The sequence below is a fragment of the Nostoc sp. genome (assembly GCF_036916575.1).
GTDB lineage: Bacteria > Cyanobacteriota > Cyanobacteriia > Cyanobacteriales > Nostocaceae > Nostoc.
The window spans coordinates 1-25002 of the sequence record NZ_JBALGC010000134.1; the positions used below are offsets into that span (position 1 = coordinate 1).

Annotated in this window: 24 protein-coding genes; 13 read left to right on the plus strand and 11 right to left on the minus strand. The window is 40.8% G+C overall.

Annotated features, from left to right (window positions below):
• The first annotated feature begins 232 nt into the window (after positions 1–232).
• Positions 233–1306 carry a WD40 repeat domain-containing protein gene (locus V7L29_RS29830; RefSeq protein ID WP_334688842.1) on the plus strand — a complete coding sequence of 358 codons (1074 nt, stop codon included), beginning with the start codon at positions 233–235 and terminating at the stop codon, positions 1304–1306.
• A 121-nt stretch (positions 1307–1427) separates the two neighbouring features.
• On the opposite strand, the gene V7L29_RS29835 is transcribed toward V7L29_RS29830, so the two are convergent.
• Together V7L29_RS29835 and V7L29_RS29840 are read right to left on the minus strand one after the other, a co-directional pair.
• Complete coding sequence (locus V7L29_RS29835; RefSeq protein WP_334737762.1) at positions 1428–1694, minus strand: Precorrin-3B methylase; 267 nt, start codon at positions 1692–1694, stop codon at positions 1428–1430.
• 125 nt (positions 1695–1819) lie between these two features.
• Positions 1820–2092 carry a hypothetical protein gene (locus V7L29_RS29840; RefSeq protein WP_334737763.1) on the minus strand — a complete coding sequence of 91 codons (273 nt, stop codon included), beginning with the start codon at positions 2090–2092 and terminating at the stop codon, positions 1820–1822.
• A gap of 160 nt (positions 2093–2252) precedes the next feature.
• On the opposite strand from V7L29_RS29840, the gene V7L29_RS29845 reads away from it, so the two are divergent.
• From V7L29_RS29845 to V7L29_RS29875, 7 genes are all read left to right on the plus strand, one after another.
• Entirely contained in the window at positions 2253–2681 is a 429-nt protein-coding gene (locus V7L29_RS29845; RefSeq protein ID WP_334737764.1) for a hypothetical protein, read from the plus strand.
• 318 nt (positions 2682–2999) lie between these two features.
• Entirely contained in the window at positions 3000–3695 is a 696-nt protein-coding gene (locus V7L29_RS29850) for a type I restriction endonuclease (protein WP_334737765.1), read from the plus strand.
• A 15-nt stretch (positions 3696–3710) separates the two neighbouring features.
• Entirely contained in the window at positions 3711–3833 is a 123-nt protein-coding gene (locus tag V7L29_RS29855; RefSeq protein WP_334737766.1) for a hypothetical protein, read from the plus strand.
• A gap of 210 nt (positions 3834–4043) precedes the next feature.
• On the plus strand, positions 4044–4211 hold the full coding sequence (locus tag V7L29_RS29860; protein ID WP_334737767.1) for a hypothetical protein: 168 nt from the start codon (positions 4044–4046) through the stop codon (positions 4209–4211).
• A 327-nt stretch (positions 4212–4538) separates the two neighbouring features.
• The gene (gene hisD, locus V7L29_RS29865) at positions 4539–5822 is read left to right on the plus strand and encodes a histidinol dehydrogenase (protein ID WP_334737768.1); all 1284 of its coding nucleotides are present in this window, start codon (positions 4539–4541) and stop codon (positions 5820–5822) included.
• Positions 5823–6065: 243 nt separating this feature from the next.
• Positions 6066–8249, plus strand: a complete 2184-nt coding sequence (locus tag V7L29_RS29870) for a caspase family protein (RefSeq protein ID WP_334737769.1) — start codon at positions 6066–6068, stop codon at positions 8247–8249.
• Between the two features lie 341 nt (positions 8250–8590).
• A complete protein-coding gene (locus tag V7L29_RS29875; RefSeq protein WP_334737770.1) occupies positions 8591–8722 on the plus strand; it encodes a hypothetical protein in 132 nt (43 codons plus the stop codon).
• A gap of 133 nt (positions 8723–8855) precedes the next feature.
• Here the strand turns inward: V7L29_RS29875 and acsF are convergent, their stop codons facing one another.
• On the minus strand, positions 8856–9932 hold the full coding sequence (acsF, locus tag V7L29_RS29880; protein WP_334737771.1) for a magnesium-protoporphyrin IX monomethyl ester (oxidative) cyclase: 1077 nt from the start codon (positions 9930–9932) through the stop codon (positions 8856–8858).
• 644 nt (positions 9933–10576) lie between these two features.
• Here acsF and V7L29_RS29885 point away from each other — a divergent pair.
• On the plus strand, positions 10577–11071 hold the full coding sequence (locus V7L29_RS29885) for a TM2 domain-containing protein (RefSeq protein ID WP_334737772.1): 495 nt from the start codon (positions 10577–10579) through the stop codon (positions 11069–11071).
• A gap of 62 nt (positions 11072–11133) precedes the next feature.
• On the opposite strand, the gene V7L29_RS29890 is transcribed toward V7L29_RS29885, so the two are convergent.
• The 3 genes from V7L29_RS29890 to V7L29_RS29900 all read right to left on the minus strand — a co-directional run bounded on the left by V7L29_RS29890 (position 11134) and on the right by V7L29_RS29900 (position 14561).
• Positions 11134–11892 (minus strand): DUF2996 domain-containing protein, encoded by a 759-nt coding sequence (locus V7L29_RS29890; protein ID WP_334737773.1) that lies wholly within the window; start codon positions 11890–11892, stop codon positions 11134–11136.
• Positions 11893–12433: 541 nt separating this feature from the next.
• Positions 12434–13177 carry a class I SAM-dependent methyltransferase gene (locus tag V7L29_RS29895; protein ID WP_334737774.1) on the minus strand — a complete coding sequence of 248 codons (744 nt, stop codon included), beginning with the start codon at positions 13175–13177 and terminating at the stop codon, positions 12434–12436.
• Between the two features lie 328 nt (positions 13178–13505).
• Positions 13506–14561 (minus strand): DMT family transporter, encoded by a 1056-nt coding sequence (locus V7L29_RS29900; RefSeq protein WP_334737775.1) that lies wholly within the window; start codon positions 14559–14561, stop codon positions 13506–13508.
• Between the two features lie 254 nt (positions 14562–14815).
• Between V7L29_RS29900 and V7L29_RS29905 the strand changes: the two genes are divergently transcribed.
• A complete protein-coding gene (locus V7L29_RS29905; RefSeq protein WP_334737776.1) occupies positions 14816–15178 on the plus strand; it encodes a hypothetical protein in 363 nt (120 codons plus the stop codon).
• Positions 15179–15597: 419 nt separating this feature from the next.
• Here the strand turns inward: V7L29_RS29905 and V7L29_RS29910 are convergent, their stop codons facing one another.
• The 3 genes from V7L29_RS29910 to V7L29_RS29920 all read right to left on the minus strand — a co-directional run bounded on the left by V7L29_RS29910 (position 15598) and on the right by V7L29_RS29920 (position 17232).
• Positions 15598–15930: a hypothetical protein gene (locus V7L29_RS29910; RefSeq protein WP_334737777.1), complete on the minus strand. Its 333-nt coding sequence runs from the start codon at positions 15928–15930 to the stop codon at positions 15598–15600.
• A gap of 63 nt (positions 15931–15993) precedes the next feature.
• Entirely contained in the window at positions 15994–16836 is an 843-nt protein-coding gene (locus V7L29_RS29915; protein ID WP_334737778.1) for a D-alanyl-D-alanine carboxypeptidase family protein, read from the minus strand.
• A gap of 123 nt (positions 16837–16959) precedes the next feature.
• Complete coding sequence (locus tag V7L29_RS29920; protein WP_334737779.1) at positions 16960–17232, minus strand: hypothetical protein; 273 nt, start codon at positions 17230–17232, stop codon at positions 16960–16962.
• A 180-nt stretch (positions 17233–17412) separates the two neighbouring features.
• Between V7L29_RS29920 and mnmG the strand changes: the two genes are divergently transcribed.
• The 3 genes from mnmG to V7L29_RS29935 all read left to right on the plus strand — a co-directional run bounded on the left by mnmG (position 17413) and on the right by V7L29_RS29935 (position 22788).
• Complete coding sequence (gene mnmG, locus V7L29_RS29925; protein WP_334737808.1) at positions 17413–19335, plus strand: tRNA uridine-5-carboxymethylaminomethyl(34) synthesis enzyme MnmG; 1923 nt, start codon at positions 17413–17415, stop codon at positions 19333–19335.
• Between the two features lie 231 nt (positions 19336–19566).
• Entirely contained in the window at positions 19567–20919 is a 1353-nt protein-coding gene (locus V7L29_RS29930) for a hypothetical protein (protein ID WP_334737809.1), read from the plus strand.
• 891 nt (positions 20920–21810) lie between these two features.
• Positions 21811–22788: a bestrophin family protein gene (locus V7L29_RS29935; RefSeq protein ID WP_334688859.1), complete on the plus strand. Its 978-nt coding sequence runs from the start codon at positions 21811–21813 to the stop codon at positions 22786–22788.
• Between the two features lie 121 nt (positions 22789–22909).
• On the opposite strand, the gene V7L29_RS29940 is transcribed toward V7L29_RS29935, so the two are convergent.
• A complete protein-coding gene (locus V7L29_RS29940; RefSeq protein WP_334688860.1) occupies positions 22910–23530 on the minus strand; it encodes a hypothetical protein in 621 nt (206 codons plus the stop codon).
• A gap of 266 nt (positions 23531–23796) precedes the next feature.
• Positions 23797–24741 (minus strand): DNA polymerase III subunit delta', encoded by a 945-nt coding sequence (locus V7L29_RS29945; RefSeq protein WP_334688883.1) that lies wholly within the window; start codon positions 24739–24741, stop codon positions 23797–23799.
• Between the last annotated feature and the right edge of the window lie 261 nt (positions 24742–25002).

The window sequence follows — 25002 nt, forward strand, 5'->3', positions numbered from 1 at the left end:
ATCTCGCAGCGCATAACGTCGAGTCATTATTTCTCTATTTGCTGAATCCCAAGCATCACTGACTCCAGTTTATCTAATTGATGACACGCCCTAGCAGTGGCAGGTAGCAATAGTGAACAGAGCGATCGCTTTTATTTGACTACACAGAGTGCGATGGCGTACCCGCCCTTTCCGGTGGCGATCGCACCCGATCAAATGGGAACCCTGTTATATAATTGCGTTCCTAACTGCCATGAAATTATTGAATTTCCTCAAATCCAAATCAGCTATTACAGCCTTAGCTATTGCAGTAAACATCACTGTGATTGTCATTGATGTCCATTCTTCCAGTTCAAATCCTCCCATTCACAGGAGTACAATTACTCAGTCGCAATCACATATTCAACTTGTTCACACACTGACTGAGCATAAAAAAGTGACTTTTGGTGTTCCAGCAGTTGTGATTAGCCCGGATGGGCAAACCCTGATCAGTGGAGGTAGAGATGATACTATTAAATTCTGGAATCTCCGGACTGGAAAATTGCTGCGTAGTTTAGATGCTCACTCAGATGGTGTTACTTCAATTGCTATTAGTCCAGATGGCAAGCGGATTGTAAGTGGTGGGATAACCACCCCAACAATGAAGGTTTGGGATTTACGCACTCAATTAATGCTTAACATCGAAAGTGGACATACGCTGCCAGTAGAAACCGTTGCTATTAGTTCAAATGGTAGATTAATTGCTAGTGGCAGTGATGATCATACAATTAAGCTTTGGGATTTACACACGCTAAAGCAGCTTAATACCATTGCTGCACACTCAGACTTTGTGAGTAAGGTTGCAATTAGCCCTGATATGCAAACCCTTGTGAGTACTGGGGGTGGCGATGACAATACAATTAGGCTGATTGAACTGCAAACTAAAAAAACACGCCATATTCTCAAAGGACACAAAACCGCAGTTGATGCTATTGCTATTACTCCAGATAGCAAAAAGCTGGTCACTGGCAGTTTTGGTCAGTTAGTTTCTCGAAATCGTGCAATTAGCACCCTGAAGTTATGGAATCTTCAAACTGGAAAACTGCTGCATGAGTTTCCTGACAATTTTAGTTCAGTTGAATCTCTTACCGTTAGCCCGGATGGAAAAACTCTAATCTGCGGCAATTTTGATGGCAGTATTAAACTGTGGAGCTTAGAAACTTTGAAATTGTTGCACACCTTTGAGGATAGTTCTAGTTCCGTTTTAGGACTTGCTCTTAGCCCAGATGGTAAAACCCTCGCTAGTAGCAATGAGGATAGCACTATCCATATTTGGCAAATTAACTAATAAACTAAAATGAATGGGTAAAACCTTCAGAAATATACATATACAGTCAAAAATATCTAGATAAATCAACAACACAAGTATCTTTTGGCATATCAACGGCGAGGTGTTGCCCTAATAAGGACTATTTTGATTTTCGTGCCGATTTGGGCGGTGTTCGGTGTGCGCCAAAATACTTCTCACTGCGATAGCGCAGCCACACCCGCAACACTTGCGGAATCTGCTCCTTTTGTTCCTTGCTCAGTGTATTGTAAAGGACTAATGCGCGATCGCGCTCACCCCGACACGCAGCGTTATTGTGAGCATCCCAATAGCTGCGGGCTACCCGAATCCGCCGACAGACTTCTTTAATTAGCGCTTCTCCGGTGAGTGGAGCGTCCTGCTTTGCCATACTCAAAATGCAATAAATTTCTAATGCGATCGTAGCGAGTCAGACTCATTTTCACAATCGCAACCCAAACAAGTCAAACCCGCAAATGGATTTCAATGATAAACTAGGTCGATTTTAATAAGCAATCAAGCATATTGCTTTCTGATTTCAGTAGATTTAGCAAGCAAAAAGGCATATTGCTTTCTCAAAATGCTTGATTGCTTTCTGATTTCAGTAGATTTAGCAAACAAAAAGGCATATTGCTTTCTCAAAATGCTTGATTGCTTTCTGATTTCGGTATATCGCGTATTCATTTCGGTAGATTTAGCAAGCAAAAAGGCATATTGCTTTCTTAAAATGCTTGATTGCTTTCTGATTTCAGTAGATTTAGCAAGCAAAAAGGCATATTGCTTTCTCAAAAGCTTGATTGCTTTCTGATTTCGGTATATCGCGCATTCATGAAAACCATCGCTATGTAACAAAATCATTGCAGAATTGCCGGAGTTCTCTCAAGCTGATCAATACGGAAGTTTTTTAAAGTAAAGAATATTAACCGTATTAGATTACAAGGTTCAGATCATGGCTCGGAGAAAAAGAACCTCTCAGGTATTAGAAAAAGCAGCGCGTCGTGCTGCTGGCATTAACTCAATTGATCCGAATTTAAATGTAGGCAATGGACTGACGCTACCTGCCTTTTCTACCCTAATCGAGACGATGCGAAATAGAGAGAATTTATACAATACTGCCCTTTCCAACCTCGATAAGTTGTACTATGAAATGCTCGAAACAGAGCGCGAGTTGGCAGATATGGCAGAGCATATGCTGTTAGGAGTTGCTACTCAATATGGTAAAAGCAGTGTGGAGTACGGCATGGCGGGAGGTGTTCCTAAGAACCAGCGTCACAAGGGACTGCGAGGCGAGTCACCAGTTTCTATTTCACAGCAACCGTCATTTATTACCAGCGTGAATGGCAACCAGAATGGTAACAAAGCAGCGGCGACAAGTTAGCTTCCATTAAAGGCCCCACGGATTCATCCGGGGGCTTGAATAATTAGCTTGAGCATTTTTCTTTTGAGAACTGCTATAAACTAAGGCTTTATCAAAAATCATTCTGATTTATTCTTATTTATTACCAATGCCATTGCACTTATGAACAGGTTATGAGTATTACAGGCTAGTACTTATTTGGGAATACTTTTATAGGAGTGATCAGCAAGGCGATCGCGCTAACACTTTCAATTTAAATCTACCATATCACCTTGCAATCGCTCCTATTTTACAAAAAATATTGTATTAATACTCACTAATCTACCAGGAGCAAATAAGATGGGATTCACTGAAGATATTACCAAGCTGTCTGAACAAGTTCGTAAGCGGGCTGACCAAGTTGTTGGCGAAGAAGCTACTAAAATGGCACTGATTGTTCCTTTTTTGAGTGCTATTGGCTACGATGTCTATGACCCTAGTGAAATAATGCCGGAATACGTGGCAGATTTTGCTATTAAAAAAGCAGGGCAGTTTGAAAAGGTAGATTACGCCTTAGCTATTAACAATAATATAGTTATGCTCGTAGAGGCAAAAGCCCGTGGTCAAAAAGCTGAAGCACATGATGGGCAACTGAGCCGCTATTTTAATGGACTTTTGACAACAAAAGTAGCTATTGTGACTAATGGGGTTGAGTACCGTTTCTTTACAGATTTGCATGATAAAAATGTCATGGACAAAGAGCCATTTTTTACTTTTAACATCCTGGAATATGATACCAAAGATATTGAAAACCTCAAATTTTTTCACCGTGATAATTTTGAGTTTACAGCTATTACCAACCATGCTGAGGAAATGGTTTATGTAAAAGGTATGACTCAGCTTCTAGGAAATCTTTTACGTTCTCCTTCTGAAGAATTTGTTCGTTTTTTAGTGACTGAACTCGGTACACTTGCCCCTAATTATGAAATTAAAGGTCGAATTACTGGTAAATTTATTGATAAATTCAAACCAATTGTTAAAAAGTCGATACAGTAAAGTTTAGTAGAGTTAATGACTCGCTCACTTAGTCAAGAAATAACTCAGCCTGTTGAAGTAGAAGTAGAACAAGAGATTGAAGAAGAGGAGAAACAAAAAGAATCTCAAGAATCAAAAGTAGTAACAACTGCCGAATAAATCGAAGCTTTTGAAAAAATTAAAGCAATTACGCAAACCTCAAGGAGTTACAAATTTGAACTTCAATACAAGGATACTGCTTCATACTTTGGTATCAATCTTGGCAAAAGTACTTGGTGGTTTCTGAGACTATATCTTTCTTCGCAGAAAAAAAGTTTTATTACTCGGCTAAGTGTAGATGAAGTAAAGTCTCTAGCTTCAAATTTTGAAGTGCAGGAAATAACAGCTTCTCTGGGGGATGCCGCATCAAAAGTAATTATTTCCTCTGTCAGTGATTTTGATAAGCTGACATCACTGATTCTCAAATGTTACGAGGCAGAAGCAGCCAAGCACCAAGTATTTACCCCAGATGTAATCAGAATGGAAAAATCAGCTTAACTCGGTGTAATTGCTTTTACTAGCAGTTCAAAGGTTGAAACTAGAGTTGGTTTTTGTCTGATAATTCCAATTCCGTTCGATCAGTCTGTCATATGTTTGTCCACAGCAAAACTACATATACCAATACGCTTGGGTTAAGGTTAAAACTCTTTGTAGTCAATTTGTTAACGTAGACGCAAACCGACTTGCCGCAGGCTACTGCTCCAGACGCAGAAGACACGGAAGAATGAGAGTTTGAGAGGTATTTTGCGTAAGTCCTGAATTTTTTCAACCCGTCGAACTCATGTTAAAGTACTTAGAGAATCCACCGCTTGCAAGATACTGTCTATGCAGCTGCTTCAAACTACCGACAAAGATTTTTCTAGTAAATTCAAAACCCTTGTTAGCGATCGCCGGGAAGCTACAGTTGATGTTAGTGGGACAGTACGTGAGATTCTAGCTGATGTCAAAGTGCGGGGTGATGCCGCTCTCAAAGACTATACTAGCCGCTTTGATCGCTACAATCCCCAGTCTTTGCATCTGAGTGAAACCTTTATTGCCGAACACGCTGTACAATGTCCTGCTGATGTCAAAGCGGCGCTGGAACTTGCTGCTGAAAGGATTGTGGCTTTCCATGAAAAACAACTACCGCAAGATATTAGCTACACCGATACAGCCGGGGTAAAACTGGGATTAAATTGGATATCGCTATCTCAAGTGGGAATTTATGTACCTGGAGGACGTGCCAGCTATCCTAGTTCTTTACTGATGAACGCCCTACCGGCTAAGATTGTCGGCGTGGAACGAATCGTTATGACAGTACCGATACCTAACGGTGAGATTAATTCTGCTGTATTCGCAGCTGCCCAAATAGCTGGTGTCACGGAAATTTACAGCATTGGTGGGGCGCAAGCGATCGCAGCATTAGCCTATGGTACAGAAAGTATTGCCCCTGTAGATAAAATTGTCGGCCCTGGTAATGCTTATGTTGCTGAAGCTAAACGTCAAGTATTTGGCACTGTTGGCATTGACAGCATCGCCGGGCCTTCAGAAATTCTGGTGGTAGCCGACCAACATAATAACCCAGACTGGATTGCCTGGGATTTGCTATCACAAGCAGAACACGATCCTAGCGCCCAGTCAATTTTGATTACTGATTCGGAAATTTTTGCTGGGCAAGTAATAGCGGCGGTTGAGCAAATTCTCGCTAACCTACCCACCAAAGAAGTCGCCAATGCTAGTTGGCAAAATTATGCAGCCGTGATTATTGTCAGCGATTTGACAGAAAGTATACCACTGCTAAATCAACTAGCTCCAGAACATGTGGAATTGTGCACAGATAACCCACAATTGCTTGCCAATCAAATTAAGTGTGCTGGTAGCGTGTTTCTAGGACGTTATACCCCAGAAGCAATTGGCGATTACTTAGGAGGACCCAACCATGTACTGCCTACTGCACGTTCTGCCCGATTTGCCTCTGGCTTGAGTGTCTATGACTTTCTCAAGCGGATTACTTATTTGGAATGCAATCAAAAAGCATTACAGACACTCGGCAAAGCAGCCGTGACGTTAGCACAAGCAGAAGGTTTACCTGCCCATGCAGGTAGTGTATCTGTGCGCCTGCAATCATAAAGTGAGATAATTTCCCAGTTCCTCGTTCCTAGTCAGCAATTCTAAATTTAAGAATTGACAAGAGGTTGAGCGGTAGGGGTACAGCTTTGTCTGATTGGTTAGAATACCTTGATGCTGAGGGACTTCCAAAGAATAAATTACTCAACAAAAATCAAACTTTAGTCTTATAGATTCTCAATAACACCACCAGTAAAATCTTATTTACTGATATCTTTTTAAAATAATTATAAAATTATTTAATGTATGCTAAATGGACTAATTCAAGGAAATGCAACATCTACCTCTAAATTCTTTGCTTTATTAATAGGGATTGATTTATATCTACCGAACACATTGCCGTCGGGTTCTTCCTACAATAGCCTTCAGGGGTGCGTGCGCGATATTAACCATGTAGAATCTTTCCTACAAAATACGCTGCAAATACCCGAAGCACAGATTTTTAAATTAACGGCTTCTAACTTTGATGGTTCCAACGAGCCAAAAGAACCTGCGGAGCAGTTACCAACCTATGAAAATATCGTAGTCAAATTTAAGGAACTTACTGATTTAGCTCAACCTCAAGACCAGGTATACATTCACTACTCTGGTCATGGTGGACGTGCAGCAACAATTTATCCAGAACTTAAGGGAAACTACGGTGTAGATGAAACACTTGTTCCCACAGATATTGGCAACTCAGAAGCTCGATATATTCGCGACCTGGAGATAGCAAAACTTCTACAAAATATGGTGGATAAGGGGTTAATTGTCACAGTGGTACTAGATAGCTGTCATTCTGGAGGAGCAACAAGAGGAGGAGTAAATGACGCTGGGATTCGCGGTTTGAACAAGAACGTTATAGATACAACGCCACGTCCTCAAGCAAGCCTGATAGCATCGGCTGAGGAGTTGATGCAAAACTGGCTCATGTTAACACAGGGACAACAAAAGACTCGCAATGTTACCGTCACCAGTGGTTGGTTGCCTGAACCTAAAGGTTATGTTTTATTGGCTGCTTGTCGGGATAATGAGTATGCCTATGAATATGCTTTCAATGGCACAGAACGTAACGGCGCACTGACCTATTGGCTGCTAGACTCTCTGCAAAAGCTGGGAAATGAAGTTACTTATAAAGTACTTCATGACCGCATTCTTGCCAAGGTAAACAGCCAGTTTGAACGACAAACACCCATGCTGCAAGGCGAGGGGCATCGCATTGTTTTCAGCGGTCAATCTATAACTTCCCAGTCTGCTGTCATCGTTAAGCGAGTAGATGTAGCCAAAAATTGGGTGCTGTTGCAAGCAGGGGTTGCCCAAGGTTTGCGTAAAGGCGCAGAGTTTGCAGTTTACGAATTAGGCACAACTGATTTTACTCAGATTAACAAGCGAGTTGCACTGGTAAAGATTGTAGAAGTGCGTGCAGAAGAATCGTGGGCTGAGATTACAAAACTTCTGGTTGAAGACAATGCTCAAGGTACGATTCGTTCAATCGTTCAGCCTCCGAGAACTCTGAGTGAAGGAATCATTCAAGATGGCGCTCCCGCCTTATTGCTGTATCCGGGTGTCAAGCTTGTCCGTAAGGTACGCTTGTTACCTCCAGCAGAGAATCGGTTACCTGAAGGTATAGATGTTACAGCAGCGTTGACAGCAGTCAAAAATACTAAGGAAACAGTACAGGGTAATGCCTGGTTAGAATTTTTGTCTTTTGATGAACCTAGTGATGAACCTGTTAGCTATCAGGTGTCTGTGAATGGACAAGGTGAGTATGAAATCCTTGATGCAGGTGGAGAACCAATTAATTTGCGACCCTCGTTGAAAATAGGTGCGCCGAATGCTGCCAGTAGTGTAGTCAATCGCTTGGTACATCTGTCAAAGTATCAAGCAACTTTACAGCTTGAAAATAACGACCCGTTGTCTTCTTTAGTAGGAAAGCTGCAAGTCGAGTTATGCCAAGCAGGAGAAAGTCGTAATGAACTATTACCATTTAATACGAATGGCAACCTTCCCAACCTCGATGTTGATGAATACGCAGTCTTACGTATCCGTAATCAATCCTCCCAAGTTCTCAATATTACCGTAATGGCAATTCAGCCTGATTGGAGTATCTTCCAGCTACACCCAGAGGGGGCAGCTTATTTTGAACCCCTAGACTCAGGACAGGAAAAATTAGTCCGTATACATACAAACCTTCCAGAAGGGTATGAAGAAGGTGTGGATATTCTCAAAGTTTTTGCAACTGTTGGTGCAACTAATTTCCGTTGGCTAGAATTACCAGCTTTAGATAAACCTCGTAAAGGAATACAGCTAAACAGAGCAAATAATCCTCTAGAAGAATTATTAGCGGCTGTTGCTGATGAACGACCCCCAAACAGAAATATTAGTGCGGCAGCTTATCCTAGTGACAAATGGACAACAGAGCAGGTACAACTTGTTGTAAGACAGTTGTAAATTGTTACAGCCTACGCCTGATGTGAGTTTTAAATAGGCTGAACAGCCAACTGCTTAAATATGCTTTGAACTAAAAAATGAGTAAAATTCTAAACCATAACTTGAGCAAGAGATAACGTAATTTCAACCCTTTGGGGCAATTAAGCAATAAAATGCCCTCCAAGAAGAAAATTACGAGGGCTATAAGTAAGTCGGCGTTAAAAAATCAAGCTATGCGACGAAATATAAAAATCAGCTAATAGCTTATAAGTTGGTGATTCCACAGTTTTTAGAAAACTAAAACATACATAGATTTTATCGTATGGATTTTATCGCTAACCAAGAAAGAGGTCATATTCTAAATGGATAGCCGCAAACGATTTTTCAATGATTTGCATACCTTAACTACCTACTTTATTTTTGACTCGTGGCGGCATTTGATTTCATTTATGCTAGATGAATTTGACCCCATTTATCCAGCCAATTCCTCTTAGAGAGCCAAATTTAGAGTTGCTGCCAACTGCCTATGCCTATTGACGAGTAGTACACCTTATGGTATTATTTTTGACAAAAAAAGTGGCTCTGCAATTAGCAGAACCACAGAAGCTTTCGCAAACCTGTTATAACTTAACGAACTGCCCCTTGAGCAGAAATAGTATCAATTGGCTTTATCAGATACAACCGCAATAACTGCCAGCCATTGGAGATGTAATGCGGCAGTTTCTGGAAGAATTGCAGGAATTTGGGAGTGTTAGAGTTAGCGATCGCACTCAGCTTTTGATTATTGCTTATACAAGTATCCAACCGCTGATAAAACTCTGGATTCTTTACATCCAACATCAGCGGGAACACCCTACCTGCGTTTTCGTTAGTCTTCTGAATAACATGGATATCGTATTCTCGCGCATCCAGTCCAAGGCTGGCATAAAAGTCCTTGCGTTGGATGTCATTGAGATACATTGTCGCAAACACAGATAACAGGAAGAACCGACTCCACAGCCGTGCTTTCCAATCATTCAATATTTGCGGCTGGGATTTCATGATCGCATCAAAGAAATCGCCGTGACGGTTTTCATCTTGACACCAGTTCTCAAAGAACCGGAAGATTGGATAAATCCGGTCTTCGGGATGTGCTTCTAAGTGGCGATAAATGGTGATATAGCGCCAATAACCAATTTTTTCAGAAAGATAAGTGGCGTAGAAGATGAATTTTGGCTTAAAGAAGGTATAATTGCGGCTCTTAGTCAAAAACCCTAAATCTAGGGACAGATTAAAGTCCGACATCGCTTTGTTCAAAAAGCCAGCGTGACGCGCTTCATCCCGTGACATCAGGTTAAAGCACTCAGCCAAGACGGGGCTTTTGCCTTTCAAGCGACGACCAAGTTCTTTATACAGTAAAAAGCCGGAAAACTCTGCCGTACAGGAACGTTCTAGAAACTCAACGAACAATCGGCGAGTTTCCCCGTCAATATGATCCCAGGATTGTTCAAACTCGGCATCCCGAACAAAGTGATGGCGGTTATAGTCAGTGCGAAACTCTTCGAGAATGGCTCTTAACTCGTCTTCGTTGACAGAGATATCCATCCGCGCCATTTCATCAAAATCGGTAGTATAAAACCGAGGTGTTAACAGGGTTTCTTTTGCCGGGACTTTAATCCCTGGCCGGATTTCTTCAAAGCCTGGTTTTTTGAGGGAATCTACCATGTCTTGATTGCTCTTTCGTCTTTATTATCTTAAGTAGACCCTTCGGGTGATGCAGTTCCTTATAGGGGAAACCCCCTTTGAGCTACTGCTTCACCAGAAAGCCAAGGGTAATGCTCTGGTAAGGCGTAACAGCCCACAATAATCGAATTGTATAAAGTTCAGTCTACCAAGGTGCGGGTTACAAACTAGTAAGCGAAACATTAAGAGTTGCAACAATAATTCTATGTTTGCGGAATCAAAAATTGCAGATTGGTAGTTAAATAAACGTAGTTCAGTGAGCAGCATTGTTTCGTTCAAGTGGAGTAGTACGCTCCTCTTGTCTTCTCAAAGCACTGCTATCTCAGTAATTTTCTGTAGTTGTTACTAGAATAAATTAATACGGTTTTATCAATACGTTGCTCATCTTAAAATTAACAATCTATGATTAGCATAATTACTTAAAAATTTTTAATGAATCTAGTAATATCTTGCACCATTATCAATAACTTTAGGTTAGACATTGCCCACTACCTCAAATCAGAGTTTGAGTAAACAGCAATGCCCACCTACAAAAATTGCCAGGTACAAATGTAAGTCTAACTGTTTATACTTGGTATAAAAGCTATCTGAAATAACAAGAGCAAATCCAAAGGGTTGAAAACAAGATGAATCTTGAAAACAATCAGCATAAAGACCGACTTATTGTCTCTTACATCTTGTGTGCAGCAGTCTTTTTCGGATTAGGAGGACTGCACCGTTTCTATAATGGCAAGATCGGGACTGGGTTGTTGTGGCTGTTGACCGGTGGTGTGTTTGGTATAGGGCAGTTCGTGGATTTGTTCATCATGCCCGGTATGATTGACGAATACGAATACAAGCTAAGACTAAAAGCGGGTGTATCTCCCTTTGGTGTGCCGTTAAATCAAGCAGTGGTTGCCTCTCAAGTTCACCGCCCAATAGGCAACCAACTGATGACGAAACTGATCGAAGCAGCGGAAAGCAGAGGTGGTATTTTAACTGTCACTCAAGGGGTAAAGTTCACGGGAGCCAGCTTTGCCGAAGTGGAAGCTACTCTCAATGAGATGTACAAATCAGATTATGTGAAAATTGATAACGACCCCAATACAGGAGCCGTTACTTACCATTTCCACGAACTTTAAACAACTGTCATTAGTCATTTGTTTTTGTCAAAAACCAAAGACTAATGACGAATAACCAATGACTAATTTATACCTAACCACTTTTGGCCGTCCAAGCGCTGAACTAAGCCAAATACTAATAAATCGAGTGTAACTCTACGCTCATCGATTAAGAATGACTCAAGAGTGCTAGGTTTTTTACCTTCATTGCAGGAAAATCCCTTTTTCCCTTGAATATCTTCTTCCGGGAAATACAGGTTAAACTGACGCAGACCGATTTCTTTCCAACTGCCGATAATTTGCCAGCATTCTTCAGCAGATTCAAAGCCAGTGATTGGCACCTTCTGCTTGGCAAAAGACACCTGTAAATCTTGCACGCCTTTTTGAGCGATCGCTTTTTGTATAGCTGGCAAGTAGTTTTGCTCGATGAACTCTACAAATGGCTTATCTTCAACAGCTGGGACTTTTTCCTTTTTGGCGGCTTTAGCTGCGGCGGCTGGTTTTTCTCCTGTTGCTGCGGGTTTTTCGCCTGCTGCGGCTTTAGCTGCGGCGGCTGGTTTTTCTCCTGTTGCTGCGGCGGCTGCGGGTTTTTCTTCCTTTGCTGCGGCTTTAGCTGCGGCTGCGGGTTTTTCTCGCTTGGGTGGTACAGCAGCTGGTTTAGCAGCATTGGGATTATCTTCGGGGTTTGCGGCTTTAGGATCTGGCGCGTTGGCAGTAAGAATATCTGTGGCTTCGGGTGAATCTGTACTAGGAGCGTGTTCTTCAGCTACACTGGGAGCTTGCTTGTCAACAGTGCTGGGAGCTATCTCTCCCGCTTGATTGTGATTGGTTTCGTCTGCCATTGCTCAGGTCAATCCTTTAATCTAGCTTTGGGAGCGATCGCTCACCTTGAGGTATCGGGTATTTTCATTTTGACATAATAGTGCCGCAAGGCAATAATAACTGCACAGTTAGAAATAACGCAAAGGCTTAGGACATAAGCTTTCTTCCCTTCTGTCCCCTACCCATGCAATTTTAGATTGTTCAATCCAAAATCGTTCGACTGAGCGTACTCCTACGGAGAAGCAAGCTACGCGCAACGTCTCTAAGAGTTGCCGAAGTCCAAAATCTAAAATATAAAATTCTTCCACCTCTTTCCTCCCATTTCTCACAAGCTTGAGGCGAAGAAGGGGCAGAGGTGCAGAGGGGCACAGAGGAAAGAACTTGTTACAATAACTCTCCTCTGCTCCCCTGCTCCCTTGCACAAGCGCAGGCAAATCGAGATGTGATGAGAAATCTAGGTGGAAGAAGTAGCACGGTGAATAAATGTAAACTTAAGTACCCACAATAGCCACTCTGACTCCAAAATTGCAACAGGATAAATGCCTTGACCTGTGTTGATAGCTATTTTAGACAGGTAATGCCTAGCGCAAAAGGATAGTCAATAGCATCTTGCCAGAAATCCTCACCATACTTCTGCACACCTTCGGGAGAGACTACTGGATGGTGCCAGCGGATATCTTTAAAACCAACACTTCTCAAAGCCCATTCATACGTTGCTTTGCTAAGGTAGTAGTTGTCAAAGCTGACTTTTTCGCTGTCCGAGGAAAATATCAATGTTATGGTTAAGGGAATACCTTCCTGAAGCGAGCTGGCGCAGCTTTTAGCAAAACCATATTTTTCATTTTTATGATAGAAATCTGGAAGCAACTCTAGATTATTGTTCAATGTGACAAACCGACTGCCTGGTTTCAAATTAGCATATATGGTCTGACACATTTTGAGTAGTTGCTCTTTTGTTGAGGCATAATTCAGAACAAAGGAGGCAACGACAAGATCAAAGTTGTCAATAAAGCCAATTTCCGCGACATCAGCGATAATATACTCAATTCCTTTTGGTTCTTTCTCTTCTTCCTGTCTTGCTAGTTTGATCATTTCTGAAGAAATATCCACACCCACTAGGCGTGCAGCTCCATTCTGTTTGAGCAACCTCGTGTAAAATCCTTCTCCGCAAGCTAGATCGAGGATTGATTTCTCTGTTACATCTCCAAGCAGATGAAAGTATGTATAGGTGATCACATACTGAATCAGCAGCATCGAGTGAAATTTTTTAAACTGTTCAGCTATGTTGTCATATACCTCTGCCATTTTTCCTCACTTACAAATTTTCAAGCCACATTCTGCGCCTAGTAATATTATACGTTGCCCGGATTTCTCATAAAACCGGAGAAAAGAGGAGTCAAAAACTGCCAAAATGTCTATTGCACATAAATTCTAGCAGTTTTAAGCATGACCCCTCAGAAAACAGATTGTATACCGGAACAGTTCATTTGTGTTGTCTTTTATTTATCTTTTCTTCTTCGCCTTTCACGTTAAGGTATCCTGCTTTTAAATCTTATTTTGAGATGTATCAATTAAATTATTTTAATTTTTGCTAATGCTAATGATTTTTTCTCACTTGTGAGAAATCCGGGTTTCAAATCCCCTTGAATCCCATACCAATTTCTAGCTGTTGCTGCGCTTGAGTAGAACTCACCTTAGCAGACGCAATCCTAGAAGTCTGACGCCAAATACCAACTTGGCTCAAGAATATGCCTACTAAAATCAAGCTACCACCAATATATTGAGGTAGGGTAGGAGCTTCACCTAAAATTAAATAAGCTGCTAGGATACCCACAACTGGGCTAAATGAGTTAACTAAGGAAGCCATAGATACAGTGGAAGTTTTCAAGCCTTTAATCCAAAAAGACTGACCTACTACCACAATCAATCCACCATACAAAAACATCCATTGCCACAAGAACGGTGAGAGGACATCAACAAAATGCTCGCTGCCATAGAGGACTAAAGCAAGGAAGAAAAAGATTACGGTTCCTAGTGCAGTCCGAAAAATGCTATAGATTCCCAAAGGTATCTGCGAAAGGTATTTTTTACCAATAATCGTAGAAGCGGCTACAGCTACAGATCCTGCTGCTGCCAAAAGTTCCCCTATGCCGAAACTGAAACCTCCCATGTTCATCATGGCTTCTGTTGGAGGCTGAAGGATAATAGTTAGGATAACGCCAACAAAAGCAGCGATCGCTCCGATAAATTCCCAAATATTTATTCGTTCCCTCAAGAACCAGACTGATAAAGCCAGAGTTAGAGGTGGTTCCAAGCGTCCCACCAAAATGACATTGTTTACCCCTGTGAGTGCAAGTGCTTGGAAAATTAAGCCAGGGGCCAGCGCTCCCGATAAAATAGCTACAGCTGTAAGACTGACCCAATCTTGACTTGAGAGTTGCTTCAAAGTCGCTTTGTTCCACTGTTGCCCATAGATTAGGATTAGAAGTATCAAGGCGCAAAGGTTTCCTACGAATAAAACATTACAAAAAGAAATTGGATTGCGAGCGCCTATGAAGTGTTGAGCACCAATTTCTGTTAGCTTGCGGGTAACTGCGCCAGACGCTGCAAAAATTAGCATTGCTAGCCAGAGATATGTTTGTCCGGAAATTCTATGGATTAGACGATGTGGTCTTTTGGGTCTAGTCACAATAACACCACAGCAATGAAAGCATTGCTCATTATATTAAGTTGTCGTCATCCAGTTCTGAATGAGGTTTTGTTGAGAAAATCCTTAAGTTCTGCTGTGACTTTGAGCAACTATGATTGCCTAAGAAAATGCTGAGAATTAACTAAATTTCTCAAGGGATAAATTCATGAAAATAATGGCTGAGTTTCAATAAGCTCTCACTTCCACCTGAGATGCTTGGGATGTTCAGGATAAAACAAAGAAGAGAGTAACAAATGAAACTTGCACCCCTACTTACAAGTATTGCTTTGGTTGGTTTTTTCACAGTTTGGGACGCACCATTAAAGGTGATCAATCCGTCATTAGTGCAGGCATCAGCAGCCGAAGAAATGTCTGTAGCACAGAAACTAGACTTGCTTACTAAGAGTAAGGGTCAGATTGGTAGTGGTGATCAACTGCGTCGTTTCTTTTTTGGTGACTTGGAGCCAATCAGTATCCAGGCAGGTGGTGCAGGTCACGTAGTTAACCTTTATAACAAAGCCAATAATGTTACATTCTCTTACTGTGCGTACTACGATGTGATTGTAGCGATTAAGAAAGGTAGGGTGACTAAATTTGAACCCAGTGAAGTGAAGTAACTTATTGAGGGCGTTGAGTGCAAGAACTGCTCAATCATGAATATGTCCAAGCTGGTTGCTGAAAAGTTGGAAACTGGTATCTTCAAACAATCACTGTATCAGTTTTTAACATTTTAATATTTTGCTTAAACTAGAGGGACTATATCTATATTGATTGCCGCGTCTACGCCCTAGCAAAAGTCTCATTAAGTCCTCTAAAAAAAAGCATGAAATTTCTTGCATAAGTTGGGAAAAGGCTAAGGCAAAGAGATGAGATTTTATTTTTACTTTGCCCTTTAACCCTTTTTTTAATTCTTTTCACTAAAGGTAATTTGAAGTGAACAAACCAATAGCGATCGCCTGCGAAGATTAAATCGTTTAAGACAAGCCCATATATCATTGTCTACACCCGCAAGCTAAACGACGGTATTATAACTAACTTAAGGTTTACCAGCTACTACAATCTCTTTGAAGTGACTGCTAGAGTCAGTTTCATAACCTGCGATCGCAATTTCCAAATTACTTGCAAAGTTACCTTGTTCAAACCCTTGAATAATTTTACTTAGTTTGACAATAACTCTAGCTAAATTAATAGCGTTGGCAGGTTCTTTTGCAAAGCGCTCGCTTACCCATTTTCGCAATATTAAAGCTAAGTTATCATTTATTTTACTTGAGTTATGTTGCAGAATTGGATATATTTCCTGATTCTGATAAGTTGCTTTTAATAATTCGATCAGGAAGCTTTGCTCCTGGTTAGCAGCTTCGTTTGGCATAGCTAAATCCCTGACAATACATATTTAAGATTAGTATTCCCAAGTTTTCATGCTATCTAACAATTATAGTGGTGTAATCCAATAATTAATGCCCCTAATAGCTTGTTTCTTAAATCCAAACAGAGGTAAATTCTCTTCAGATAAACCTATATAAGTCCAATGTGGAATATCGTTTTCTACAGTTTGAAACCAACCATTTTGATTAAGAGCTTTTCTCTGTTCTTGATTAGATACGCGTAAATCAATTGCTAATCCCCAGAGATGTTGTGAAGTTCCAGGAGGTGCAACCAAACCGAGAATTTTTGTTTCTCTGCCCTGTTGAACTTTTGCCAAAATTTTATTGTTAGCATATTTGTGCCAAAATCTTAAATTCGTGTTGAAAGTGCGAGTACAATCACCAGAACCATAACCAGATTTTAGCGGGATATGTTGTTGGATTCGCGCTTTATTTAAAGCATCAGCCGCCGATTTTTGTAAGTAACAGTCGTTAGTGCCATCAACATGACCCATTGTTAAAGTAGCTTGAAACTCTTGGGTTTCTTGTTCATTAGCAAAGATATCTTTTTGCGGCAGTTTAATCCCGACATCTTGATTTACAAAAACTGCACCATATGTTCGCAGCAAAGTATATTCATAAGTACCAGGCTGGGGAATTGTAGGTAACTTCCTAGCGATCGCAGATAAAAAACGCTGTTGCTCATTTAATTCTGGGTTGGGAAGAAATGGTTCTGATATTGTCTCTTTTGAGCCATTTGTACAAGGTAATGAATCAGTACTCAAGCATCCGTTTAATGGTTGGGCAGTTCTACCCAATTGGTTATGGGTAATCTCATTACTGGCTACTAATGTGAAAATTATGAACATAACTATAGTAATAAATTTTATCTTTTTTAAAATTTTTTTCATTAATCAATTAAGGAGTTAATTTAGATTTAATCATATTACAAAACTTTATAAAATTTTGAAAACTAGGTAAGTGGGATTTTTTATCTTCAATCCTTTTTAATAATTTTTCTAAGTAATATAGCTTCAGTACATCACCAGATTTTTTTTAGAATAGTTAATATTTTTCGCTCTAAATAATTCTTTTAAATAAGCTTCATGAAACTGAGCATGAGTGTTGAATTTATCATACTTACCCATTAGCTCTGGGCAATTAACTGAAATATCATAATAACGCGTATAATCTAATAATGGTTCACTTTGGGGTTGCCTTGAGTAAATTTTTGTATTTCCTAAGAACCAAGTTTCAATACAACGATTTTGTGTGAGGTCATAAAAGGTTATTTTGTTGATTTTCATATTTATACCTACAAAAAATAAACTAATCCAAATAAAAAGCCATAAATTTGATTATAACTTACCCCAATTAGTCTTTTATTTATAGTAAAATTGATAACTTTATTATCAGAAAGATACATCCATGAAACCACTGGAACAGTTAAAATTGAAAAGAACTCTAAGCTTGCCGATCCTGTAAATATGACCATGCACAATTCCGTTGAATTTCAAGACGCTTTTGATGTCATAGTCGTCGGTGCAGGTCACTCCGGTTGCGAAGCAGCTCTCGCCTCTGCACGCCTCGGTTGTCGTACCCTGCTATTGACGCTCAACTTGGATAAAATCGCTTGGCAACCTTGTAACCCAGCAGTGGGTGGCCCAGCCAAATCTCAGTTAACCCATGAGGTCGATGCACTCGGCGGAGAAATTGGTAAAGTAGCAGACCGCACTTACCTGCAAAAACGTATCCTCAACTCTTCACGGGGGCCTGCTGTTTGGGCATTACGCGCCCAGACGGATAAGCGCGAATATGCAGCGGAGATGAAAAATATTGTCGAGAACCAAGAAAACTTGACAATCCGCGAAAGTATGGCAACAGACTTGGTGCTGGGTGCTAACGATGAAGTCATCGGTGTTGAAACTTATTTTGGTGTAGGGTTCCAATGTAAAGCAGTCATCTTAACAACTGGTACTTTCCTAGGAGGCAAAATTTGGGTTGGTAACAAATCAATGCCAGCCGGACGGGCTGGGGAATTTGCGGCTGAAGGATTGACACAAACCTTAAATCGCCTGGGATTTGAAACCGGAAGACTCAAAACTGGAACTCCAGCCCGGGTAGATAAGCGATCGGTGGATTATAGGAAAATGCTCATCCAGCCAGGGGATGAAGATGTGCGCTGGTTTAGTTTTGACCCGGATGTGTGGGTAGAACGGGAACAGATGCCTTGCTACATCACCCGCACAACCGCCGAAACCCATCGCCTGATTCAGGATAATTTGCAGCTGTCGCCAGTTTATGGCGGTTGGGTGGAAGCCAAAGGGCCGCGTTATTGTCCCAGTATTGAAGATAAAATTGTGCGCTTTGCCGATAAGGAAAGCCATCAAATCTTTATTGAACCAGAAGGAAGGGATATACCGGAACTTTATATCCAAGGGTTTTCTACAGGGTTACCAGAAAATTTGCAACTGCATATGTTGCGGACTCTCCCCGGTTTGGAAAAATCTGTGATGCTCCGTCCGGCGTATGCTGTGGAATATGACTATTTACCAGCAACTCAGTGTTTCCCCACACTGATGACCAAGAAGATTGCTGGGCTGTTTTGTGCTGGGCAGATTAACGGCACCACAGGTTATGAAGAAGCCGCAGCCCAAGGGCTTGTGGCGGGAATTAACGCCGCTCGATTTGTTCGCTCTCAAGAAATGATTGTCTTTGCCCGCGAGCAAAGTTACATCGGGACGCTAGTTGATGACCTGTGTACAAAAGACCTGCGGGAACCTTATCGGATGCTTACCAGTAGGTCAGAGTACCGATTGATATTGCGTTCTGACAATGCCGACCAACGCCTGACACCTTTGGGACGAGAAATTGGTTTAATTGACGATCGCCGCTGGGATCTATTTACCCAAAAGCAAGCCAATATTACCACAGAAAAACAAAGATTGCAAGCCACACGAGTCAAAGAACATGATGAAATAGGCATAGCGATCACATCTAATACCCAGCAATTAATTAAAGGTTCAATTACCCTGAATGACTTGCTGCGGCGTCCGGGATTCCATTACGTTGACCTCGACAGGTTCGGACTGGATAACCCCAACCTCAACCGTGCCGAGAAAGAAGGCGCAGAAATTGACATCAAGTATTCAGGCTATCTCGCTAGGCAACAAAATCAGATTGACCAAATTGCCCGCCAAGCGCACCGCCACTTACCTGGAGATTTGGATTACACAACAATTGATACTCTTTCTAAAGAGGCACGGGAAAAGCTGACTCAGGTAAAACCACTCACTCTTGGTCAAGCTGCACGTATAGGTGGTGTAAACCCAGCGGATATAAATGCTTTATTATTATATTTAGAATTGCGTAGAACCAAGAACCAGTCTGAGTTTCCAGCATTAGCTTAATATAAACTTGATAAAGACTGAGTATAGTAGTAAGCAGGGAGATTGGTATGATAGATGACATAAGTATTAGTACTGCCATCATTAACAATCTCCATATGAAAGTTGAGTTTAATACCAACGCTCAATCAACTCGTCTCAATAGGATGGGGGATTGGATGTTTTATTAATAATCCTGATTTCCAGGCAGTAGGGGCGGCGTTTTTCCGTCCTAGCAACAAAGATAGAACGTCTATGTTACAAGAAGCCAGCACCCGTCTCATAGTACCGGAACCATCAGAAGACTTAATCGCCAACGAACCTTGGTCGATAGAAAACTATGCTGATGGCCTAATGGATGAACTGTTTGCCGATATCGACTACATTCTGGATGTTAGTAGTAATCTGCCTTCTCAAACCGTTAAGCACAGTAGTCAGAACAAATCGAGCCAGTCTGTTACTGGGGTTTCCCCCCAACCTCAACGCCAGTCGCCTCCAGAAAACGTGCTGCAAACAATTAAGATACCGCAGATTATCTTACCGAACACACTCAACCAACCAATACAGTCGGTTGCTCAAGATAACCACAAGCACTTGAGTACCGTTGTGTTTGGCTCCCCCACCGTTAAGCCAGTTAGTAGAAAACGTCAGAAAAGTAGTCGTAATTTGGGCAAACTGCTGATTGTGGGAACAACTTTAGGCGTGGCGATCGCTGGTATTATCTACCTAATAGAGTCTGGAGTCATATATCTTTTAAATACCAAATTGCCTGAGTCAGCTCTTCTAGTGCCGCAACCCCAGTTACAGTTGCCTGTAAAAACAGAAATTGAGGCAGAGTTAGTTGACTACATGCTCCAAGCGCTGGCAGTTATAGATAAGCAAGGAGCAAGCAATCAAAAATCTCTTAGCCCGCGATTCTTCAGTCAGACAAATACTAACCAAATAGCTCTTGCTCGTGGGCAAACAACTGGTAATCTACCAGCACTTCCACTTCTAGCTAACAATACACCACCAACTCCTAACCGTTCTTCAAGCGTTGTTAAGCGCATCTACGTTCCGGTTTATCAAGCGCCATCGCCAATGCACTACGCACTCCCGGCTATTCCTGGTAATCCCACACTTTTACCCCAAGTTGCGAGTGTGTTGCAGGGATCTCAACCTAATGTTGTGAAAACTGCCCTGAATACGGTGCGACAAGCTGCCAAGCCTGTAACCGTTAACATGTTAGCTGCGGCTGTGCGAGCAGAACTCAAACCTGTGACTGCCAAAACTGCACCCATTACCGTGCGACAAACACCCAAGCCTCTGCCTGCATTACCAGTAGTTCCATTACGTGAAGCACTCGCACCATCAGAACCAACTATTACCCAGGAAGAAGTATATCCGCCAACTGCGATCGCAGATGCTCCTAGTAATACCTTAGAGGGGTTGCTAGAATTAGGCAACAAATCTGCCGCTTTGTTTAAAATTGATGGCGTGACTCGCCGCATCAATATGGGTGAAAGTATCGGCTCAAGCGGTTGGACACTAGTAGATGTTAGTAATGGCGAAGCTGTCATCCGGCGTAACGGCGAAGTGCGATCAATTTACGCAGGGCAGAAATTGTAAAAGTTCTTCTCTAGACAACTCTTGCACGCACCAGAATATTGTAATGATCAACTCTAAGTTACACATTGCGTCAGATCAGTTTTGCCTAATTATAACGTTAAACAAGATAGCTGATACAAATACATAGGTAGGGGCGTACACCTGTACGTCCCTACAGTCAGTTTATGTGTTGCCAAGATTTGGGAAATAGTATTAGTTATAGAGAATTGCAAGTTATACGAATTAATTAGTCCACTGTGGCGTCAGTTTGCCTACCTTTAATAAGTAGCTTAAGCCCCAAGTCTTATTAATTGAGATCCTAGCTGGATTTACGCCATACTGTACTAAAAAGATGCACTTAATATTTATTAAACGAACTGCCAAGTTAGCCATTAAGATAATTGTTGACTAAATCATCTAGTAATTATATAGTTTTATCTTCTAAAAAGTTTTGGAATACTAATTAAAATCGAGAGTCTCAAAACCCTGACTTCTATAATAAGTTGAGATTATACATCAAACAAGTCAGTTCTCAGTTGTGGCGTAGATGCATAGCGCAAAGCCGGAGACGTTTCCGTTGCTCCAGACTTGTCTAGGACTTACGCAAAACTAAACGCGCTCTGGGGCAATTCATGAATTGCTTTAATAAGAAAATCTTTCTTTTTGGATATTGTTTGCCTAAGTCCTGTTTCGTTAGAGTTTATGTGAAGAATGAAGACACTCATGAATTTACCTACCTAAAGAGGGTTCACAAAAAGAAGTTTCAATGTTAAAACTATAATTTATGTTGATTATAGTTGCACGACGGTCGCTATCTGGAAACCTACATCTTGCACCTATCTTGCTTAAGCAAGATAACTTTAGCTAAAAAAGTTAGTTTGCTAATTGATGTAATCGTCAAACTTTACCAATATGAAACGACCTAACTATTTTCAAAAGAATTCCAAAAACTCTTTAATAGAAAAGTATCACCTTTATAAAGGTGAAAAATTGAACTGGCTTCAAGTAACTCTTCGGCTTGAAAGGTCAATTATTTCTATCATCCTTCCTTGGGTAATTTTTTGTACTGCATATGGTATTTTAATATCATTTTTGGATCATTTAGGATTACCAATAGCATTTTCCAATTCCAACAGTATTCTTACTAATGCTGTTTTAAGTTTTAATATTGGTTTTACATTACTATTAGTTTTTCGGACTAATACAGCCCATGATAGATTTTGGGAAGGTCGTCAATTATGGGGATCTTTAGTTAATACATCTCGTAACTTAACTCGGGGAATTTGGATAATAGTTAAAGAAAAGACACCGCAAGATAGAAGAGAAAAAGAGGCAATACTTCGGTTAGTAACTGCTTTTGCAGTTGCAATGAAGTTACATTTAAGATCAGTACCTTTAGACACTCAGTTAGCATCCTTAGTGTCTGAAAAACAATATTTACAACTCCAAGATAGTAATCATCCCCCACTACAAATTGCTTATTGGATAGGAGATTACTTGCAGTCTCAGCATGACCGGAATTTTTTAAATGTCTATCAACTGACTACTTTACATAACTGCGTAGATGATTTAGTAGATATTTTAGGTGGTTGCGAACGCATTTTAAAAACGCCACTACCTTTGATATATACTATTAAACTCAGACAACTGTTATTAATTTTTTGTCTGATATTACCTTTGGAAATTGTTAGCTTTTTGAGTTGGTGGACTGGTATAGTAATGGCTTTTGTAAGTTTTACATTATTAAGTATTGAACAAATTGGTTCAGAAATTGAAGAACCTTTCGGATTTGATCCCAATGATTTACCTTTAAATACAATTTGCAATACAATTTCAAACAATGTTGAAGAATTAATCAGGCTTGCTTCTAACAATGTTCGTTCTTCCTAAATCTATAAACAACCTTTATCAGATAAATTACTGATAATAGGTGAGAAATTTTTACTTTCTTAATATATAGATAATACTTGGGTTGAAAATGCACAATAAGTAGCCTGTTCTTAGACATTGCTTAATAAATCTTTCGCCAAGATTTTACCGTCTCTTTGCCAATTTCGCTATCAAGAGTTTGACCTCCTTCCAATAGTAGTCTGATGTCTAAGTTCTCATCTGGAGCATTTTTCAAAGCAGTGGCTAATTCTTGACTGACAGCAAACGTCCCGGTTGAACTGTCTAATTGAAAAACTTTTCCCCTGACCTTAAGTAAAAGTTTATCGACTTTCTTGGTAGTAACAAACCTTAGATAGTCATATCTGGGATACACAAGACCTGCGGTGTAGAAAGAAGAACTTGCTTGATCCGAATTTAGTGTTACCAGGACTCGAATGCTCGAAGGAGTCCATAGACTAATAACTTGTTTTGAATTCTCACGGTACAAATAGCCACCTAAAGAGTTGCGGTCAAAAACCCCAACTAATTCCCCTTCAAAAGGATCAATGATTCTCACGGGTTTCGACCAAGGCACATCCATATTGGGGGACAGTCCTGCTGATTTGACCACTGGTAAATCGCTTGATGCTTTAGCAAGGCTAGCTACCTGTTGAACAGTGAAAGCAGTACAAACTTGAGGGGAAAGCACAGCCAAGCTTGTCCCTAAAAGAAGAACTGGAATTGTCTGTGGTAAGTTAATCATAAGTCAGGGATACAATCTTCAAAAACAATAATCGGACAACCTTTATTAGTCATCCCCTGCAAGACTTTTGTTTAAAAGAAGCTTTGGCAATTGAGCAAATCCCAGTGTCTTGAGGCGATGTCTGTTAACTCGCCGCATTCTCTACGAGACGCTTTACATAGCTTTTCAATAATACGTTAGTACTAATATGTCCGGTTACTTAAGTAATATTATTTAATATAGCTAAAGAGTTTGAGGTTTTTGTGCAAAAATTCATGAATGCGATTTTATTTTTGGTATACAGATAAAAGCAGACATTCCCAAACCAGCCGGGGTTGAGCGTAAGCAAGTAAGTATTTACGAGCTTGTTCTAGCTGGTGAATGATGGTGGGTTGATGCCACTGCTGCCAGTAAAATTGCTGAAGATAATCAACTAACCACAGTTGTGCTTCTGTATCTAAATCTTTATCAATTTTTTTAGCTAACTCCAAGGCTTTGCGGTAGGAAGCAGGGGCTTTTTTCAAGTCTTCGAGTAACTCAGGGGGAATAGCTTGTAATTGCTCGTAAGATGCGATCGCACTTCCCGCACTACCAGCTGCTATACTCAATACTGCCTGATTTGGCAAAATTTCTTGATGACCGGTTTGTGTGAGTACAACAGCCAAAGACTGTGCATTTAAGCGATAAAAAGGAATCCGTTGACAGCGTGATACCAAAGTTGGCAAAACAGACTCAGGTGTAGGTGCAATTAAAATTAATGTCGCCTGTCCCGGTTCTTCTAAGGTTTTAAGTAAAGCATTCGCTGCGGCTTCTGCCATTGTTTGGGCTTCTTCTAGCACTACCACATTCCTCGGTGCTTCCAAGGGTGGCCGACTTAGAAACTCGGTAATTTCCCGAATTTGCTCTAGCCGAATTACAGGTGGTGCTTTACGCTTAAGTCCTTTCTTTGCCGCTTCTGCTGGTGTTAATCGTTGTCCCTGATATTGGTACGTTGGTTGCACCCACAACAAAGCTGGGTGGTTCCCCTGACGCAAACGGTTTTGTAAAGACGCAGTGACTCCCATCTGACTAGAAAATAGCAATTCCACAAAACACCTGGCTGTTAAACTTCTTCCTATACCATCTGGCCCCACAAATAGATAGGCTGGAGCAACCCGGTTTTGTCTGATAGCCTGAGTGAGTAATTCTATGGCTTGTTGTTGTCCTACAACTGGTGCAAATGGGTTAATAATTCAGTACCTTCGCTAAAACAAGAATATGATAACTGATAAGGAATTACTTTTGCTTTAGAGGACGTAGTACAGTTTTGCGTAAAATCGTAGCGTTTTTAAATGTAGAGGGACGCATTGACATTGTAGAGGGATGCATTGGCATTAGCAAAGAACGCATTGGCATTATAGAGGGATGCATTAGGATTGTAGAGGGACGCATTAGGATTGTAGAGGGACACATTGACATTGCCAAATTTAATTCGTAGTGTTTTTAAACGCAGA